The 15,599-nt window shown below is 66.9% G+C and carries 14 protein-coding genes, 1 tRNA gene and 1 pseudogene; 7 read left to right on the top strand and 9 right to left on the bottom strand.

Going from position 1 to position 15,599, the window contains the following annotated elements:
- Positions 1–59: 59 nt before the first annotated feature.
- Positions 60–857 carry an HNH endonuclease family protein gene (locus WMN78_RS18830; RefSeq protein ID WP_340535268.1) on the top strand — a complete coding sequence of 266 codons (798 nt, stop codon included), beginning with the start codon at positions 60–62 and terminating at the stop codon, positions 855–857.
- Between the two features lie 66 nt (positions 858–923).
- Here WMN78_RS18830 and def read toward each other — a convergent pair whose 3' ends face one another.
- The 3 genes from def to orn form a co-directional block, all read right to left on the bottom strand.
- Positions 924–1,496 (bottom strand): peptide deformylase, encoded by a 573-nt coding sequence (gene def / locus WMN78_RS18825; RefSeq protein ID WP_340535267.1) that lies wholly within the window; start codon positions 1,494–1,496, stop codon positions 924–926.
- Between the two features lie 102 nt (positions 1,497–1,598).
- Positions 1,599–1,671 (bottom strand) — tRNA-His (locus WMN78_RS18820).
- Positions 1,672–1,802: 131 nt separating this feature from the next.
- Complete coding sequence (orn, locus tag WMN78_RS18815; protein WP_340535266.1) at positions 1,803–2,438, bottom strand: oligoribonuclease; 636 nt, start codon at positions 2,436–2,438, stop codon at positions 1,803–1,805.
- Positions 2,439–2,595: 157 nt separating this feature from the next.
- Between orn and mptB the strand changes: the two genes are divergently transcribed.
- Complete coding sequence (gene mptB / locus WMN78_RS18810) at positions 2,596–4,152, top strand: polyprenol phosphomannose-dependent alpha 1,6 mannosyltransferase MptB (protein WP_340535265.1); 1,557 nt, start codon at positions 2,596–2,598, stop codon at positions 4,150–4,152.
- Here the strand turns inward: mptB and WMN78_RS18805 are convergent.
- Positions 4,145–4,831, bottom strand: coding sequence for a DNA alkylation repair protein (locus WMN78_RS18805; RefSeq protein WP_340535264.1), 687 nt, complete (start codon positions 4,829–4,831; stop codon positions 4,145–4,147). The genes mptB and WMN78_RS18805 overlap by 8 nt on opposite strands.
- Before the next feature lie 95 nt (positions 4,832–4,926).
- On the opposite strand from WMN78_RS18805, the gene WMN78_RS18800 reads away from it, so the two are divergent.
- Entirely contained in the window at positions 4,927–5,832 is a 906-nt protein-coding gene (locus tag WMN78_RS18800) for an aldose 1-epimerase family protein (RefSeq protein WP_340535263.1), read from the top strand.
- 30 nt (positions 5,833–5,862) lie between these two features.
- Here WMN78_RS18800 and xylB read toward each other — a convergent pair whose 3' ends face one another.
- The gene (gene xylB / locus WMN78_RS18795; protein WP_340535262.1) at positions 5,863–7,290 is read right to left on the bottom strand and encodes a xylulokinase; all 1,428 of its coding nucleotides are present in this window, start codon (positions 7,288–7,290) and stop codon (positions 5,863–5,865) included.
- A gap of 9 nt (positions 7,291–7,299) precedes the next feature.
- Positions 7,300–8,487 carry a xylose isomerase gene (gene xylA / locus WMN78_RS18790; protein ID WP_340535261.1) on the bottom strand — a complete coding sequence of 396 codons (1,188 nt, stop codon included), beginning with the start codon at positions 8,485–8,487 and terminating at the stop codon, positions 7,300–7,302.
- Between the two features lie 126 nt (positions 8,488–8,613).
- Between xylA and WMN78_RS18785 the strand changes: the two genes are divergently transcribed.
- Entirely contained in the window at positions 8,614–9,852 is a 1,239-nt protein-coding gene (locus WMN78_RS18785; protein ID WP_340535260.1) for an ROK family transcriptional regulator, read from the top strand.
- 237 nt (positions 9,853–10,089) lie between these two features.
- Here WMN78_RS18785 and WMN78_RS18780 read toward each other — a convergent pair.
- The 3 genes and pseudogenes from WMN78_RS18780 to WMN78_RS18770 form a co-directional block, all read right to left on the bottom strand.
- Positions 10,090–10,437, bottom strand: a pseudogene (locus WMN78_RS18780) (hypothetical protein); the annotation flags it as partial.
- Positions 10,325–11,095, bottom strand: a complete 771-nt coding sequence (locus tag WMN78_RS18775) for an alpha/beta hydrolase (protein ID WP_340535314.1) — start codon at positions 11,093–11,095, stop codon at positions 10,325–10,327. The gene WMN78_RS18775 and the pseudogene WMN78_RS18780, both read right to left, overlap by 113 nt.
- Positions 11,092–12,189 carry a LacI family DNA-binding transcriptional regulator gene (locus WMN78_RS18770; protein ID WP_340535259.1) on the bottom strand — a complete coding sequence of 366 codons (1,098 nt, stop codon included), beginning with the start codon at positions 12,187–12,189 and terminating at the stop codon, positions 11,092–11,094. The genes WMN78_RS18775 and WMN78_RS18770 overlap by 4 nt, the downstream gene beginning before the upstream one ends.
- A 162-nt stretch (positions 12,190–12,351) precedes the next feature.
- Here WMN78_RS18770 and WMN78_RS18765 point away from each other — a divergent pair, with 162 nt between their 5' ends.
- Genes WMN78_RS18765 through WMN78_RS18755 form a run of 3 tightly spaced genes read left to right on the top strand, consistent with a single transcriptional unit; the run spans position 12,352 to position 15,574 of the window.
- Positions 12,352–13,521: a Gfo/Idh/MocA family oxidoreductase gene (locus tag WMN78_RS18765; protein WP_340535258.1), complete on the top strand. Its 1,170-nt coding sequence runs from the start codon at positions 12,352–12,354 to the stop codon at positions 13,519–13,521.
- Positions 13,521–14,735, top strand: coding sequence for a dihydrodipicolinate synthase family protein (locus WMN78_RS18760; protein ID WP_340535257.1), 1,215 nt, complete (start codon positions 13,521–13,523; stop codon positions 14,733–14,735). Before WMN78_RS18765 ends, WMN78_RS18760 begins: the two co-directional genes overlap by 1 nt.
- Positions 14,732–15,574, top strand: coding sequence for a sugar phosphate isomerase/epimerase family protein (locus WMN78_RS18755; RefSeq protein ID WP_340535256.1), 843 nt, complete (start codon positions 14,732–14,734; stop codon positions 15,572–15,574). The genes WMN78_RS18760 and WMN78_RS18755 overlap by 4 nt, the downstream gene beginning before the upstream one ends.
- Positions 15,575–15,599: the final 25 nt, after the last annotated feature.

Here is a 15,599-nt window from a genome sequence, read left to right as displayed (position 1 = left end):
GTCAGTGGCCTGACCTAGGCTCGTCCGGTGCATAGGAATTCTCCCCGGACAGATCAACCATGACCATCAGCTGGGCGGCCTACCGCCGCGCCCGCCGCCGCTCCCGCCAGGCCTGGGCGCTGCTGATTGTGCTCGCCGCGGTATTGGTCGCCGCCGTGTGCTGGTTTTTCTCGGCAGGCCAGTTTGCCGCAGCCGAGTCTTCGGTCAGCGGACCAAGCGAAGCCCCCGTTTTGGACGCGGCGTGGATGAAAGCCGTCCCCCCGGTGCGGCCGGTACCGGACGGCAGTGCGTCGGCTGCGCTCGAAACGCTCGAGGTCAAAGGGCGGGCGTCCAACGACAACTACGAGCGGGCGGCATACGGCCAGGCCTGGCTGGATGTGGACCGCAACGGCTGCGACACCCGTAATGACATCCTGCGACGGGACCTGGACGGCGCGCAGTTCACGGAGGGCTCCCGGTGCCGGGTGGCGGGCGGCGAGTTCCACGAGCCGTACACGGGAGCTGTGGTGACCTTCGCCAGGGGAGCGGAAAGCAGCAAGGCGGTCCAGATCGACCACGTCGTGGCCCTGGGCGACGCCTGGCAAAAGGGTGCCCAGCAGTTGACGCCGCAGCAGCGCCAGAGCTTCGCCAACGATCCCCTTAACCTCGTGGCTGCGGATGGTCCGGCCAACCAGGAAAAGAGCGCTTCGGACGCGGCCAGCTGGCTGCCGAAAAACAAGGCCTTCAGATGCCACTACGTGGCCCGCCAGATCTCCGTCAAGGCCGCCTACACCCTGTGGGTGACCCAGGCTGAAAAGGACGCCATGAAGCGCGTCCTCTCATCGTGTCCGGAGCAGCGGACCATTATTCCGCGCTAGGGGAGTGCCGCAGCATCGGCTCCGCTGTGGCAGGGGCGCCGCTGGCAGCTGCACCGGCCGCGTCGCTTAGTGCCCGAACGGGTCGGGGTCGACGCCGGGCATCCATGTCAGGCCGGGAACTCCCCAGCCGCTCCGCTTGGCCTGCTTCATGGCCTTGCGGGCAAAGCGATCCATCAGCCGGTTCACGTAGAGCTTGCCGTCCAGATGGTCGTACTCATGCTGGATGATGCGCGCGAACCAGTCCGTTGCTTCAAAGTCCACCGGGTTCCCGTCCCCGTCGAACCCCTGCACCCGAGCCCACTCGGCGCGCTTGAGCGGGTACTGGCCGCCGGGAAATGACAGGCAGCCCTCCACCTCCTCATCCGGATCCGGGAGTGCGCCGGAAACCTTGGAGAGTGTCAGGACGGGGTTCACCAGAACACCGGTAGGGGGCACACCGTCGTCGTTGGCGTACTTGTACACAAAGATGCGCTTGCCGACTCCCACCTGGGGGGCGGCGAGTCCCACACCGTTGGCGGCGTCGTTCGTGTCGAACATGTCGGCGATGAGGGTGCGGAGTTCGTCGTCGAAGACTTCCACCTCGGCGGCCCGGCGGTGGAGAACCGGCTCGCCCCAGATGGTGATCGGCAGAACGGTCATGTCAGGTGGGTTCCTTTTGATGCAGTACGGGAACAAGTAAAGGCCGCACCGGATAACCGGTGCGGCCTTTGCGCAAGGGCGGAAAATCATGCCCTTCATGAGGGTGAGCTACGGGGGTTGAACCCGCGACCTCCTGGACCACAACCAGGCGCTCTGCCAACTGAGCTAAGCCCACCATGTGCCGCGCCAGACCGTCCGGCGAACCGGCTGTCTTGGAAGGCAACGTCATATAGCTTACCTGCTCCGCGGAGGTGTTTTTGCCACTTTTGCCGGTTTTGCCGAAATTTCCCCCAAACGTGGCGCAGATTACTTTTCCGCGGACTCCACCGGGCGCCCTGCGGACGCCATGACGGACTTGGAAATGCGCTGTGCTGTGGCGCTGTCCGGCCCCGGTGCCGGGACGAAGATTGCCTCACGGTAGTACCGCAGCTCGTCGATGGAATCCTTGATGTCCCCGAGTGCCCGGTGCCCGCCGTGCTTGGCCGGGGCCTGGAAGTAGGCCCGGGCGAACCAGCGCCGGGACAGTTCCTTGATGGTGCTGACGTCGATGACCCGGTAGTGCAGGTGCTCCACCACGGCGGGCATGTCCCGGACGAGGAATACACGGTCCGTGCCCACGGAATTGCCTCCCAGCGGAGCCTTGCGGGGATCCGGAACCCACTTCGCGATGTACTCCATGATCACTGCCTCGGCTTCTGCCATGGTCTTCCCGTGCGGCAGTTCTTCGAGGAGCCCGGAGCGCGTGTGCATGTCGCGGACGAAATCGTTCATCTGGGCCAGGGCGGCATCGTCCGGCCGGATGACGACATCCACGCCGTCGCCGAGGATGTTGAGTTCGGAGTCCGTCACCAGGGCGGCCACCTCAATGAGGGCGTCGTTCTTGGGGTCCAGGCCGGTCATCTCGCAGTCGATCCAGACAATGCGTTCGTTAGTTATAGGCACCCGACCAGCCTACCGTTCCGCTGCCGCAGAGCTGTCCGATGCTAGGATTTCGTGTACGTGGCTGTGCCTTCTTTGCACCGCTGCGGCCCCACCTCCGCCGGCCTGTCCGGCCGACACCGGGTGGAAAATGCCCCACAACAGATTGGACGGTCCTGAGATGACGGCGCCTGTGCCTGCGGCGGGAAATGTGGCTGCCGGTACATCACCGGGGACGGCTGAAGCTGAAGTGGACAATCCGCTTTCGCCCCTCCTCTCAGGGTTCGCCGGTTCGATGTTCATGGCCATCGGTTCGCTGGGGGTCGGCTGGCTGGCGCCTGTGTCCGAGCTTCGCCGCCTGCCGCTGTTCATCTGGATGCGAACCGAAGCACTAGGAGTGGCACTCTCGATCGTGCTGCTTGCTGTGGGCGGCATGCTTCTGGTCCGGGCCTGGCTTCGCCTCGGCCAGCGGGTCAGGGTCTGGGGCCACGGCGCCCGCAAGGCCACCCTGCAGGCTGTTGCATTGTGGGGGCTGCCCATGATGTTCTCAGTGCCGCTTTTCAGCCGTGACGTCTACGCCTATATCGGGCAGGGGCGCCTGATGGTCGAGGGCTTCAATCCGTACGAAAACGGGATTTCTGCGCTGTCCAACTATTTCCAGCTCGGTGCCGACAAGATGTGGACCGAAGCGCCCGTTCCCTACGGCCAGCTGTTCCTGTGGATCGAACAACTGGTGGTGTGGTCAACCAACGTGCATCCCGAAGCCAGCATCATGCTGTTCCGCGCCGCTGCCCTGATCGGTGTGGTGCTGTGCATCGTGTACGTCCCGAAGCTGGCGGAGCTGCACGGCGTAAATCCGCACCGGGCACTGTGGCTGACGGCTGCCAACCCGCTGTTCCTGACCAACTTCATCGCAAGTGTCCACAACGATGCGCTCATGATCGGACTCGCCCTGGCCGGGCTCTATTATTGCGCCACCAGGCGCGTGCTGTTCGGGCTGCTCCTGGTGACGCTGTCGATATCCGTCAAGCCGATCACCATTGTGTTCCTGCCATTCATCGGACTCCTCTGGGCCGGTAAGAACGCCAGCTGGCCGCGGAAGTTTGTTTTCTGGGGACTCACGGCCGGCATCAGCCTGGCAATCCTGTACGCGATGAGCATGGTCAACGGCTTTGGCTTCGGCTGGGTGAACGGCCTGTCCGCTCCCGGCAGCATCTGGATCTGGTATGCGCCCGTAGGCCTGCTGGGGCTGGTGGTGGCCTCGATCTCCAACGCCTTCGGGCTGGATGGGTGGGGACTGGCCAAATGGGTTTACGACGCCGGCAAGCTGCTCGCCGTCGGGCTTGTCGCCTGGCTGATCTTCCGCGGCGACCACGACCGCCTGATGCGCAGGCTCACCCTGGGATTCGCGGCAGTGGTCCTGCTCGCACCCATGATCCAGTCCTGGTATGTGGTCTGGCTCATCCCGCTGTTCGCCGTCACCGGCATCCGGGACGACTGGCAGGTGAAGGCCCTCTACTTCATCGTGTCGTTCTTCATGGTCTACGCCATCTCCGATCAGCTTGAAGTCTTCCCCTACCTGCAGACCGAGGACCTGGGCCTTCCCCTGGCACTGGCGCGCAACGCGGCGGCCATCATCGCACTGATGTTCGCGCTCTACCTGATCTTTCTGGATCCCAAAACCAAGCAGCTTTTCAGCAAGCCGGATGAGCCGGTGACCACCCGCCCGGTCATCTGACCGGGAGGTTCCTGAGGGCCTCCCGGCGCGAGAGCGGGCTGAGTCCGTTTTCGTGGCGGGCCGCGAACTGCCTGACCCACTCCGGATCGGTCTTTGCGTACTCGCGCAACGCCCAGCCAATGGCCTTGCGGATGAAGAACTCCCGGTCCGCCAGGTTGGCCTCGAGGACGGAGGCAAGCAGCGCAGTATCGGTGGTGCCCTTCGCCCCGAGCTGGGCCGTGATGGCAGCTCTGCGGATCCACATGTCGGGGTCTTTGCTCCAGATGCGGAGCAGCCGCTCAACCTCCGGACGGCGGGCCTGCAGCAGGGCGCAGATCCGGTGTGGCACTCCGTCCACAAGATCCCACCAGGCCCCGGTCCGGATGATTTCCTCATAGACCGGAAGCATCTCCAGCCGACCCCTGGCCAACCGGGAACCGGTCAGGTCAATGGCGGCGTACCGCTCTTCCCTGAACGACGCAGAGCGCCAAAGGTCCAGGACAGTTCCGCGCAGTTCCTCGAATGAGCCGCATGGCCACTGCGCGGCGGCGCCGGAGGTGATTCTCCGGACCTCGGGCACCCGGACACCCAGCGAGGGCATGTCCGATTTCATGTAGGCCTGGCTTCCGGCCGCCCGGACGGGGTCAGCCGCCGCATTCAGCCGGCTGCGGATTCCGGCAATCAGGTCCTGGTTGGCCATGGTGGCCACTCTACTGTCGTCCCGCCCGGCAACGAGACGCGTGGATTATGATGGTGAGCGCTAACATCCGCTATTCCGGCAGTTATGGACCTCCTATGACCCGCACCGAGCACCAGATCAGTTTCGGCCCGTACACGGCCATCGCCACCGCCCGGGGAGGCGCGCTCCGGGAACTGCAGCACCATGGCCGCGATCTGGTGGTCGGGTTCGGCGGCTCTGGCAGCATTCCGGACTACCGCGGTGTCATCTGCGCGCCCTGGCCGAACCGCCTGGCTGACGGCCGGTACAGCTTCGACGGGAAGGAATTCCACGCCGTGGTCAACGAGGAGGAACGGGGGACTGCCCTGCACGGCCTGGTGTTCGGGGCGGAATGGCAGCTGCAGGAGCACACCGCGTCCTCCGTACGCCTCGGAACGCGCATTGAACCGAGTGAGGGCTATCCGGGCCGCCTTGACGTCTCCGTCGAATACGACCTGCGGGCCGACGGTCTGCACAGCACCGTACGCGCAGAAAATGTTGGTGTGGACGCGGCGCCCTACGGCGTGTGCCCGCATCCGTACCTAGTGGCCGGGACTGCCCCGCTCGATGAGTGGACGGTACAGATCCCGGCCACAGAGTTCATGGAGGTCTCGGAAGACCGGTTGCTCCCGGAAGGCATGGCGTGCGTAGAGGGCCACTCCTTTGACTTCCGGACGGAAAAAGTCCTCGGGGCGGTGGAAATCGACCACGCCTTTACGGGCCTGGTCACCGGCGCGGACGGACTGGCTGCCGTACGGATCCATGATCCCTCGGGCACCGGGGTGGAACTGGAATGGGACACGGCGTGGCCCTGGCTGCAGATCCATACCGCCGACAAGCCGGCGGGACCGTCCCGGCTGGGCCTCGCGGTGGAACCCATGACATGCCCGCCTGATGCCTTCAACAGCGGAACTCGCGTGGTGCGGCTGGCACCGGGGGAGTCCCACGAGGCCGGCTGGACCATCCGCGCGATCAGCCGGTGACGCGCGGTCCCGAGCCGCGTGAGGCGGGCGTCAGCCGTTGAGGTAGCTACTGGCATACCGCCGGTACTGTTCGAGGACCTCCGGTGCACCGCCGTCGGCCGCTGTTACTTCGGTTCTGGCAGACACCCACGCCGGCCACCGTCCCGTGCGGACGGCCGCCGCCTGCCGGGCGGCGCCGTCGGCCACGTATTCCCCGGGCTCGGGCACCACCACGGGCAGGCCGAAAACAGACGCGGCAACCTGCTGCACGGCGGCGGACTGCGCCCCGCCACCCACCAGGATGATCCGGCCGGCCGTCACGCCCTGGGCCTGCAGGGCGGCCAGGCCGTCCGCGAGGGAGCAGACCACCCCTTCGACGGCGGCCCGGGCCAGGTTGGGGCGCGTGTAGCTGGCCAGCGTGGCGCCGTGGAGGGATCCTGTGGCCAGCGGCAGGTTGGGCGTGCGCTCACCCTCGAAATACGGGACGAGTGTGAGCCCGCCGGACCCTGCCGGGGCGGCAAGGGCCAGTTCAGTGAGCCCCGCCAGCGTCACGCCAAGCAGCGCGGCCGTGGAATCGAAGATCCGGGTGGCGTTCAACGTGCAGGCCAGCGGGAGGAAATTGCCGGTGGCGTCCGCGAAGCCGGCGACGAGCCCGCTGGCATCGGCGGCCGGTCTCTCTGAGACGGCAAAAACCGTTCCTGATGTCCCCAGCGACACCACAACGTCGCCGGGACGGGCATCGACGCCGAGGGCTGCAGCCGCATTGTCACCGGCGCCGGGGCCGATGATTGCGCCGGCCGGCGTTCTGCCTGCCGGCTCCAGGGAACCGGCGACGGCGGGAAGCACCGGCACGTGGCCCAGCACCTTTTCGACGACTTCAGGGAGATAGGTCCCCAATGCCGTGGAGAAGTATCCCGTTCCGGAGGCATCGGACCTGTCCGTCCGGAGCAGCTCCAGCGACGAGGGGCCCGTTCCCGGACCGTGGCCCGCGAGCCGCCAGCTCAGCCAGTCATGCGGCAGGCAGACAGCCGCAACGCGGCGGGCGTTGTCCGGTTCATTGCGTGCCAGCCAGCGGAGCTTGGTGATGGTGAGGGATGCCACCGGGACGGTGCCCGTCGCCTCCGCCCAGAAGGCCGCTCCCGTCCCGGCGTCGCCGTCACCTGCCTCGGCAATCAGCTGTTCCGCATCCTCCGCGGAGCGTGTGTCGTTCCAGAGCAAGGCCGGGCGCACCACTGCACCGGAGGCATCAAGGCACACCATGCCGTGCTGCTGGCCGCCCACGGCGACGGCGGCCACATCGTCCAGGCCGCCGGCCTGTTCGATGGCACCCTGCAGGGCGGTCCACCAGTGGTCGGGGTGTATCTCGCTGCCGTCGGGGTGGGCGGCGCGGCCCTGGCGGACCAGGACGCCAGTCTGCGCATCCCGGATCACCACTTTGCATGACTGCGTGGAACTGTCGATTCCTGCTACCAAGGGCATGGGGGAAGCCTAGCGGGCGCCGAGCAGGTGCTCGATGGCCAGCTGGTTGAGGCGGACAAAGGCGAACGACCGCTGGCCGGCAGCATCGGCGTCGAACTCCGCGAAAGCGGAAGCGTCCGCCAGCAGGTCCGCGGTGGTCTCTCCGGCGGCGAGCGTCGGCTCGCCGAGTTCGAAGACGCCGGATGTCCGCAGTGCTTCCTGCACCTCGGGGTCGGCACGGAAGGCGAGGGCACGCTCCTTCAGCAGGAGGTACATGGCCATGTTGGACTTCGCGGATTCCCAGACGCCGTCGTAGCCGTCGGTGCGTGAGGGCTTGTAGTCGAAGTGGCGCGGGCCGTCGTACTTCGGGCCGCCGTTGGGGAAGCCGTTTTCGAGGAGGTCCACGGTGAAGAAGGCACTGGTGAGGTCGCCGTGGCCGAAGACGAGGTCCTGGTCGTACTTGATGCCGCGCTGGCCGTTGAGGTCGATGTGGAAGAGCTTGCCGGCCCACAGCGCCTGGGCGATGCCGTGCGTGAAGTTCAGTCCCGCCATCTGCTCGTGCCCGGTTTCCGGGTTGAGGCCGACGATGTCGCCGTGTTCCAGCTGGGCAATGAAGGCCAGTCCGTGGCCCACGGTGGGCAGGAAGATGTCGCCGCGGGGCTCGTTGGGCTTCGGTTCCAGGGCGATCCGCAGGCCGTAGCCCTTGTCCTTGATGTAGGCCGCGGCCGTGTCAACGCCTTCCTTCATCCGGTCCAGGGCGGCCAAGAGGTCCTTGGAACCGTCGTATTCGCTGCCTTCGCGTCCGCCCCACATCACGAACGTCTCTGCACCCAGCTCGGCTGCGAGGTCGATGTTCTGCAGGACCTTGCTGAGCGCGAACCGGCGGACAGAGCGGTCGTTGGAGGTGAAGCCGCCGTCCTTGAAGACCGGGTGGCTGAACAGATTGGTGGTCACCATGGGTGTCTTCAGGCCGGTCTCGGCCAGGGCTGCCTTGAAGTTCTTGAGGATCAGGTCGCGCTCGGAGGTCGTGGCATTGAACGGGACCAGGTCGTTGTCGTGGAAGGTGATGCCGTAGGCACCGAGTTCACTGAGCTTGTGGACGGCCTCGACGGGGTCCAGGGCGGGGCGGGTGGCGACTCCGAAGGGGTCCGCTCCGGTCCAGCCGACGGTCCAAAGGCCGAAGGTGAAGCGGTCTGCAGGGGTGGGCTGAAGAGTCATGAAGCGTCCTTGGTTCAGAGGTGGTGCCGGCTGTCGGCCAGAGTTCGAGTGCCGGCCGCCGAATTAGTTTTCAATCTGAACTATATGCGTCATGATTGACTTGGGTCAATGAAAAAGGCGGCGGAAATGTCACTGGAAAAAGATGCCGACGGCGGCGGGCCACGTCCGGCGCCGGGCCGGGTTGAGGATGTCCGGCGCGGCAACCTGGTCCGGGTCCTTGCTGCCATTGCGCGGGCGAGGACGGATCCGCAGCGCTATCCGACGCGCGCCGACCTGGCCTCCCTGACGGGCTTGACCAAGGCGTCAGTGTCCAGCCTGGTGGCGGAGTTGGCGGACTCCGGGCTGGTCATGGAATCCGGCGCCACGCGGGATGGTGAACGCGGACGCCCGGGCGTAGGCCTCGAGCTCAGCACCCGCCGCGGCGTAGTGGGCATGGAAATTAACGTCGATTACATCTCGGCAGGCGTCCTGGACCTCGGCGGAACACTCCGCACCCACCGGACACTGGAATGCGGCAACCGCGGCCAGCCGCCTGGGTCCGTGATGGCCCGTCTGGCCGGACTCGTCAGTGAGGTTGCTGCGGAGGCGTCCCTCGCCGGGATCGAGATCCTTGGCGGCGGATTGGCCGTTCCCGGCCTGGTGGACACGGCATCCGGAACTGTTGCCAGCGCTCCCAACCTGCATTGGCAGGGGGTGGCCCTTGAGCTGGACGCGTTGCTGCCCGCTGCGCCGCTGGGCACCGTGCTGCATAACGAGGCAAACTGCGCCGCGCTGGGCGAGCTCTGGTACGGGCACGGGCTGGACTTCCGCGACTACCTGTTTGTTTCCGGTGAGGTGGGCGTCGGTGGCGGCCTGGTCATCGGATCCCGGCTCTTCTCGGGACCCCACGGACAGGCGGGCGAGGTGGGCCACGTGGTGGTGGAACCTTCTGGTCCGGCCTGCTCGTGCAGCGGCCGCGGCTGCCTGGAAACGTTCGCGGGCCAGGAGGCCATCTTCTCCGCCGCGGGCATTCCCCCGGGCACGGCGTCGGCACGCCTCTCGCACCTCGCCGAACGGCTTGACGCCGGAGATGCGGCTGCAACGGCAGCGATTGAGCGGGCAGGCCACTACCTGGGCATTGCAGCGGCCTCCACGGCCCGGTTGATGAACCTCTCCGCTGTGGTCCTGGGCGGCCATTTCACCCGGATGGGGCCGTGGATTGCACCGGCGGTAGTACGGAGCCTGGCTGACTATGCGCCCGGCGTCGTCAGCCCCGCGAGGGTGGCGGTCTCGGAGCTCGGCCAGTCGGCTGCCCTCCTGGGCGCAGCAGGCAGTGCCTTGCGCTCGGTCCTGGCCTCCCCGTACAGCCTGACACCGGCAAGGTAAGTTCAGGCCCGGCAAGTTTTCAGCCCGGACGATGAGCCGGACCACCGCCCGGCCAGGCACCGCATCGCTGACCACCTCGAACCCGGCCGCCAGGAAGAGCTTCAGCGTTCCCTGGTACAGGTCCGCCGGGCCTGCTTTCGGCCGCTGCTCAGGATCCACGGGGTAGCCCTCCACGATGCCGGCGCCATGGCCAACGGCATGGCCGACGGCGGCGCGAAGGAGCGCCGCAGCCACACCACTGCGTCGGTGGCCCGGTGCGACGACGAAGCAGGTCACCGACCAGACTGGTCCTTCAGCGCCGTCCGCGGGCCGGTCGTGAACGGCTGGCGCTGATGCCTTCACCACCTGCGAACGGAGAATCCGCGGGTAGCAGTCGCGCGGCTCGACGGCACACCAGCCCACCGGCAATCCGCTACGGAAGGCCAGGACCCCCGGTGCCGGGCCGCCGGTGCTGTGGTTAAGGGCGCGGTGTTCACGCGCGCCACCCGTGTCCGTCAAGCCACGCGGCACACAGCTCAGTCCACCGCTCCACGCCGGCCACTCCGGCAGCGAGGCCCAGCCCGTGCCGTCCCTCCGGAAACACATGCAGCTCGGCCGGCACGGCAGCCTGCCGGAGCGCCAAGGCATAGCGCAAGCTGTGCTGGACATCAACGGCACCGTCGTCGAAGGTGTGCCAGATGAAGGCCGGGGGAGTCCGGCCGGTCACGGTCAGCTCGGCAGACAGCCCTGCAAGGAGATCCTTGGACGGAGAGGCGCCGAGCAGGTTATCGATGCTGCCCTGGTGGACGGTCCTTTCGAAGGACACCACCGGATAGCACAGAATGGCGAGGTCCGGACGGGAATCCGGCACGTCAAGTGCGTCGTCGCCGGTGGGAATGCCGGCCGCCAGTGTGGCAGCCAGGTGCCCGCCCGCGGAGAATCCAAGGACCCCCACCCGTGAACCGTCCACAGCGAGTCCGTGGCCGCCGCTCCGGATCCAGGCCAGGGCGGCCTTTGCGTCCGCCAGCGGCGCCGGGTGGCGGTGCGGAGCCACCCGGTAGCGCAGCACGAAGGCATGGATGCCCAGCGACGAAAGCCACTCGGCAACCGGCTCGGCCTCGTGGTCCGCGTGGCGTTCGTAGCCGCCACCGGGAAGGATCAAAATGGCCGGGGACTGCCGGCGTGCGTCCGCCGGTGGCGCGTCCGCACCGCGGCGGGCGGGGACGAGACTGAGGCCCGGCGGCTTACTGGCAAGGGCTGTCAGGGGGTCCACTCGGTACTCCGCCGGAGCGTCACCTGACCCGTGACGGCCGCGCCGCCGTCGTGGTCCATATCCAGTCCGCCGTGAACTTCAGGGCCCACGGTGCTCAGGGTGGCCAGGCGGCCGATCTCCTCCAGTGGAAGGCGGACCGTTGAGAGCCCGGGGCGGAAATCCCGGAGGGTCTCGATGTCGTCAAATCCTGCCATCAGGGCATCGCGGGGAACCCGGAACCCCTGCGAACGGAGCCCCGCGGTGGCGCCGATTGCCATGACGTCGTTCGCGGCGAAGATGCACAGCGCCGGTTTCGCGCCCTCGTTTCCCGGTTCGGCTTTCCTGGCGTCCCTGATGCGTTCGGCCAGCACGAGTCCGGCTTCATAGCCGCCGGCACGGTTGAAGGAGGCGCGGAGGACCTCGGCGGCCGGGCGGCCGGCCGCGGCCAGGCCGGACTGAAAGCCGCGGATCCGGTCATCGGAAGTGATGAGCCCTTCGGGGCCGCCGATGATCACGAAGTCGCGCGAATGGCTGGACGCCAGCTTGCCGGCAAGTTCCGCAGCCAGCTGTTCGTTCGGCACTTCCACGAGGTGGTATCCGTCCAGCGCACCTGCTCCGACGATGGCCTGCCCCACCACACCCACGTGGCCGCCGTTGCGGCAGTAGCGGTCCAGTTCAGCGGCAAGTTCAGCGTTTCCTTGCTCGTCTTCAGGCCGGGATGACCGTGACCCGGCAATCACAATGGCGTCGGCCCGCCTGGCGGCGAAGGCGGCCACAGCTTCCCTCTCGTCGGCAGGGGTCCCGGCCGTGGTGGCCAGCAGCACCATCTTGTGCTGCTCACGCGCCACTTCCTGCACGCCGCGGGCTATGGCCGAGAAATAAGGATCCGCGATGTCATGCACAATCAGGCCCACGAGTCCCGAGCTGGACTTCGCGAGGGCCTGGGCCTGTGCGTTGGGGATGTAGCCGAGGGTTTCGGCTGCCTGCCGCACCCGTTCAGAGACTCCCGGGCCCGGCTTACGGGCAGAACCGTTGAGGACCCGTGATGCAGTGGCCGGTGAGACTCCGGCCAATCGTGCCACCTCGGTGAGGGTACTTGCAGCCACCGATATCTCCTGTTCAGCAAACGTGCGCGTCATGGCCATTATGGCAGTTCGGGAGAGTTTCGGGAAAGCGCTTGCCATGCTGCGCAGGAAGATGCATCATAAATGCAGTGGGAATGCGCTTTCCCAGCACCTTGTACTGAGCTAACGAACTGTGGAGGACACATGGGCTTCGAAACAAAGACGATCCGTATCGCCATGAACGGCATTACCGGCCGGATGGGCTACCGCCAGCACCTGCTGCGCTCCATCCTTCCCATCCGCGACGCCGGCGGCTTCACCCTCGAGGACGGCACCAGGGTCCAGGTCGAGCCCATCCTGGTTGGCCGCAACGAAGCGAAGATCCGCGAGCTTGCCGAACTGCACAAGGTTTCCGAGTGGAGCACCGACCTGGACGCCGTGATCAACGACCCCACCGTCGACGTCGTCTTCGATGCATCCATGACCAGCCTCCGCGCGGCCACCCTGAAGAAGGCCATGTCTGCCGGGAAGCACATCTTCACCGAGAAGCCCACCGCGGAAACGCTGGAGGAGGCCATCGAACTGGCCCGGATCGGCAAGGAAGCCGGAGTGACCGCCGGCGTCGTGCATGACAAGCTGTACCTGCCCGGCCTGGTCAAGCTGCGCCGCCTCGTTGACGAAGGCTTCTTCGGCCGCATCCTGTCCATCCGCGGCGAGTTCGGCTACTGGGTCTTCGAAGGCGACGTCCAGGCAGCCCAGCGCCCGTCCTGGAACTACCGCAAGGAAGACGGCGGCGGCATGACCACGGACATGTTCTGCCACTGGAACTACGTCCTTGAAGGCATCATCGGCAAGGTCAAGAGCGTCAACGCCAAGACCGCCACCCACATCCCGGCACGCTGGGACGAAGCCGGCAAGGAATACAAGGCCACGGCCGACGACGCCTCCTACGGCATCTTTGAACTGGAAACCCCGGGCGGCGACCAGGTGGTCGGCCAGATCAACTCCTCCTGGGCCGTCCGCGTCTACCGCGACGAACTGGTGGAATTCCAGATCGACGGCACTCACGGTTCAGCGGTCGCAGGCCTGAACAAGTGCGTCGCGCAGCAGCGTGCCCACACCCCCAAGCCCGTCTGGAACCCGGACCTGCCCGTGACCGAGTCCTTCCGCAGCCAGTGGCAGGAAGTCCCCGCCAATGCCGAGCTGGACAACGGCTTCAAGCTGCAGTGGGAAGAATTCCTGCGCGACGTCGTTGCCGGCCGCGAGCACCGCTTCGGCCTGCTGTCCGCCGCCCGTGGCGTCCAGCTGGCCGAGCTCGGCCTGCAGTCCAATGACGAGCGCCGCACCATCGACATCCCGGAGATCTCGCTCTGATGACATCCCTGATCCTTCCCACCGACGACGGTGGAACCCGCGAATACCGTCTGAAGTCCGCGCCCGCCTGGGCAAAGCCCTCGGCCCCCATTACCTCGCGGCACGCCTACGCCGCGGCCCACGTCATCCCGGAAGTCACCGCGGATAACACTCCGGGCGCGCCGGCCAGGCTCGACTGGGACGCCACCATGGCCTACCGGCATGAGCTCTGGTCCTATGGCCTCGGGGTGGCCGACGCCATGGACACCGCACAGCGCGGAATGGGCCTGGACTGGGCTGCCACGCAGCAGCTGATCAAGCGCACCGGCGTGGAGGCCGCATCGGTGGTCTCCTCCCGTAACGCCGCCACCGCCGGCAAGTCCGTCCGCGACCTGGTGTCCTGCGGCGCCGGCACCGACCAGCTGGACCTGGCCGCCCTGCCGACCGGCGCCGCCGGAATCAGGGCTGTCCTGGACGCCTACCGCGAGCAGGTCGCCGTCGTCTCCGAGTCCGGGCCCAAGGTCATCCTGATGGCCTCACGCGCGTTGGCGAAGGTGGCCAGCGGTCCGGACGATTACCTTCACGTCTACTCCACCCTGCTGCAGGAAGCGGACCAGCCGGTCATTCTGCACTGGCTGGGCACCATGTTCGATCCCGCCCTGGCCGGCTACTGGGGCTCCGACGACGTCCCCACGGCGACGGACACGTTCCTCTCCCTGATCCGCGAGCATGCGGACAAGGTGGACGGCGTCAAGGTTTCGCTCCTGGACGCCAGTCACGAGGTGGCGCTGCGGTCTGCCCTCCCCGAGGGTGTCCGCCTCTACACCGGAGACGACTTCAACTACCCGGAACTGATCGACGGCGACGGCACCCATCATTCGGACGCCCTGCTGGGCATCTTCGCCGCCATCTACCCGGCAGCATCGGCAGCGCTGCAAAGCTATGACGCCGGCGATGCCGTCAAGGCGCGGGCCATCCTGGACTCCACCCGGGAACTGGGGAAGCACATCTTCAGCGCGCCCACCTTCTATTACAAGACCGGTATCGCGTTCATGTCCTGGCTCAACGGCAAGCAGCCCGGTTTCCAGATGGTGGGCGGACTGCACTCCGGCCGTTCCGTGGTGCACCTGGCGAAGACCTTCGAACTGGCGGACCAGGCCGGACTCTTGAAGGACCCGGCCCTGGCCGCGTTCCGGATGTCGGACTACCTGCGCATCAACGGAGTGGGAGTATGAGCAACGACTTCTCAAGGCTGTCCCTTAACAGCGCCACCACCAAGAGATGGACCCTGGCCGAGGCCGTTGACGGCTGCGCCCGCGCAGGCATCCCCGCGATCGGCCCGTGGCGCGACCGCGTGCATGAAGCCGGCGTGGACAAAGCTGCCAAGCTCATCAAGGACGCAGGCCTGCGGGTGTCCTCGCTGTGCCGCGGCGGCTTCCTCACGGCAGCAGACGCCGAAGGACAGGCTGCGGCACTTGCCGACAACCGTGACGCAATCCTGGAAGCCGTGGCGCTGGATACCCGGGAGCTGTTCCTGGTGGTCGGCGGCCTCGCCCCGGGGGAGAAGGACGTGGTGGCTGCCCGCCAGCGCGTCGCCGACCGCCTCGCGGACCTGGTTCCGTTCGCCGTCGGGAACGGCGTGCGGCTGGTACTTGAGCCGCTGCACCCGATGTACGCCGCGGATCGTGCCCTGATCTCGACCCTGGGCCAGGCCCTGGACCTGGCGGCGCCGTATGACGCGAAGGCCGTCGGCGTCGCCGTCGACACCTTCCACGTGTGGTGGGACCCGGAGCTGAAGTCCCAGATCGAGCGGGCCGGCCGGGAGAACCGCATCGCGTCCTACCAGGTCTGCGACTTCAACCTGCCCATCGCGGCCGACGCCCTGCTGTCCCGGGGCATGATGGGCGACGGCGTCATTGACTTCGCGACCATTGGCACCTGGGTCCGGGACGCCGGCTACACCGGCGACATCGAAGTGGAAATCTTCAACCAGGAAATCTGGGACGCCGACGGCGACAGCGTCCTGGCGACCATGAAGGAGCGCTACGCGGGACTCGTCCTGCCGTACGCCTGACCGCTGACGGCAACGGCCCGGCACC

The organism is Arthrobacter oryzae, from assembly GCF_037911235.1.
Lineage (GTDB): Bacteria > Actinomycetota > Actinomycetes > Actinomycetales > Micrococcaceae > Arthrobacter > Arthrobacter oryzae_E.
Note: the sequence above shows the minus strand (reverse complement) of the source record. Positions and strands in the feature narration are given on the sequence as shown.

What these genes read in the sequence shown, in the direction of transcription:
- WMN78_RS18830 (WP_340535268.1), top strand. Translation starts at nt 60, where the DNA reads ATGACCATCAGCTGGGCGGCCTACCGCCGCGCCCGCCGCCGCTCCCGC.
- def (WP_340535267.1), bottom strand. Translation starts at nt 1,496, where the DNA reads ATGACCGTTCTGCCGATCACCATCTGGGGCGAGCCGGTTCTCCACCGC.
- mptB (WP_340535265.1), top strand. Translation starts at nt 2,596, where the DNA reads ATGACGGCGCCTGTGCCTGCGGCGGGAAATGTGGCTGCCGGTACATCA.
- WMN78_RS18805 (WP_340535264.1), bottom strand. Translation starts at nt 4,831, where the DNA reads ATGGCCAACCAGGACCTGATTGCCGGAATCCGCAGCCGGCTGAATGCG.
- WMN78_RS18800 (WP_340535263.1), top strand. Translation starts at nt 4,927, where the DNA reads ATGACCCGCACCGAGCACCAGATCAGTTTCGGCCCGTACACGGCCATC.
- xylB (WP_340535262.1), bottom strand. Translation starts at nt 7,290, where the DNA reads ATGCCCTTGGTAGCAGGAATCGACAGTTCCACGCAGTCATGCAAAGTG.
- xylA (WP_340535261.1), bottom strand. Translation starts at nt 8,487, where the DNA reads ATGACTCTTCAGCCCACCCCTGCAGACCGCTTCACCTTCGGCCTTTGG.
- WMN78_RS18785 (WP_340535260.1), top strand. Translation starts at nt 8,614, where the DNA reads ATGTCACTGGAAAAAGATGCCGACGGCGGCGGGCCACGTCCGGCGCCG.
- WMN78_RS18765 (WP_340535258.1), top strand. Translation starts at nt 12,352, where the DNA reads ATGGGCTTCGAAACAAAGACGATCCGTATCGCCATGAACGGCATTACC.
- WMN78_RS18760 (WP_340535257.1), top strand. Translation starts at nt 13,521, where the DNA reads ATGACATCCCTGATCCTTCCCACCGACGACGGTGGAACCCGCGAATAC.
- WMN78_RS18755 (WP_340535256.1), top strand. Translation starts at nt 14,732, where the DNA reads ATGAGCAACGACTTCTCAAGGCTGTCCCTTAACAGCGCCACCACCAAG.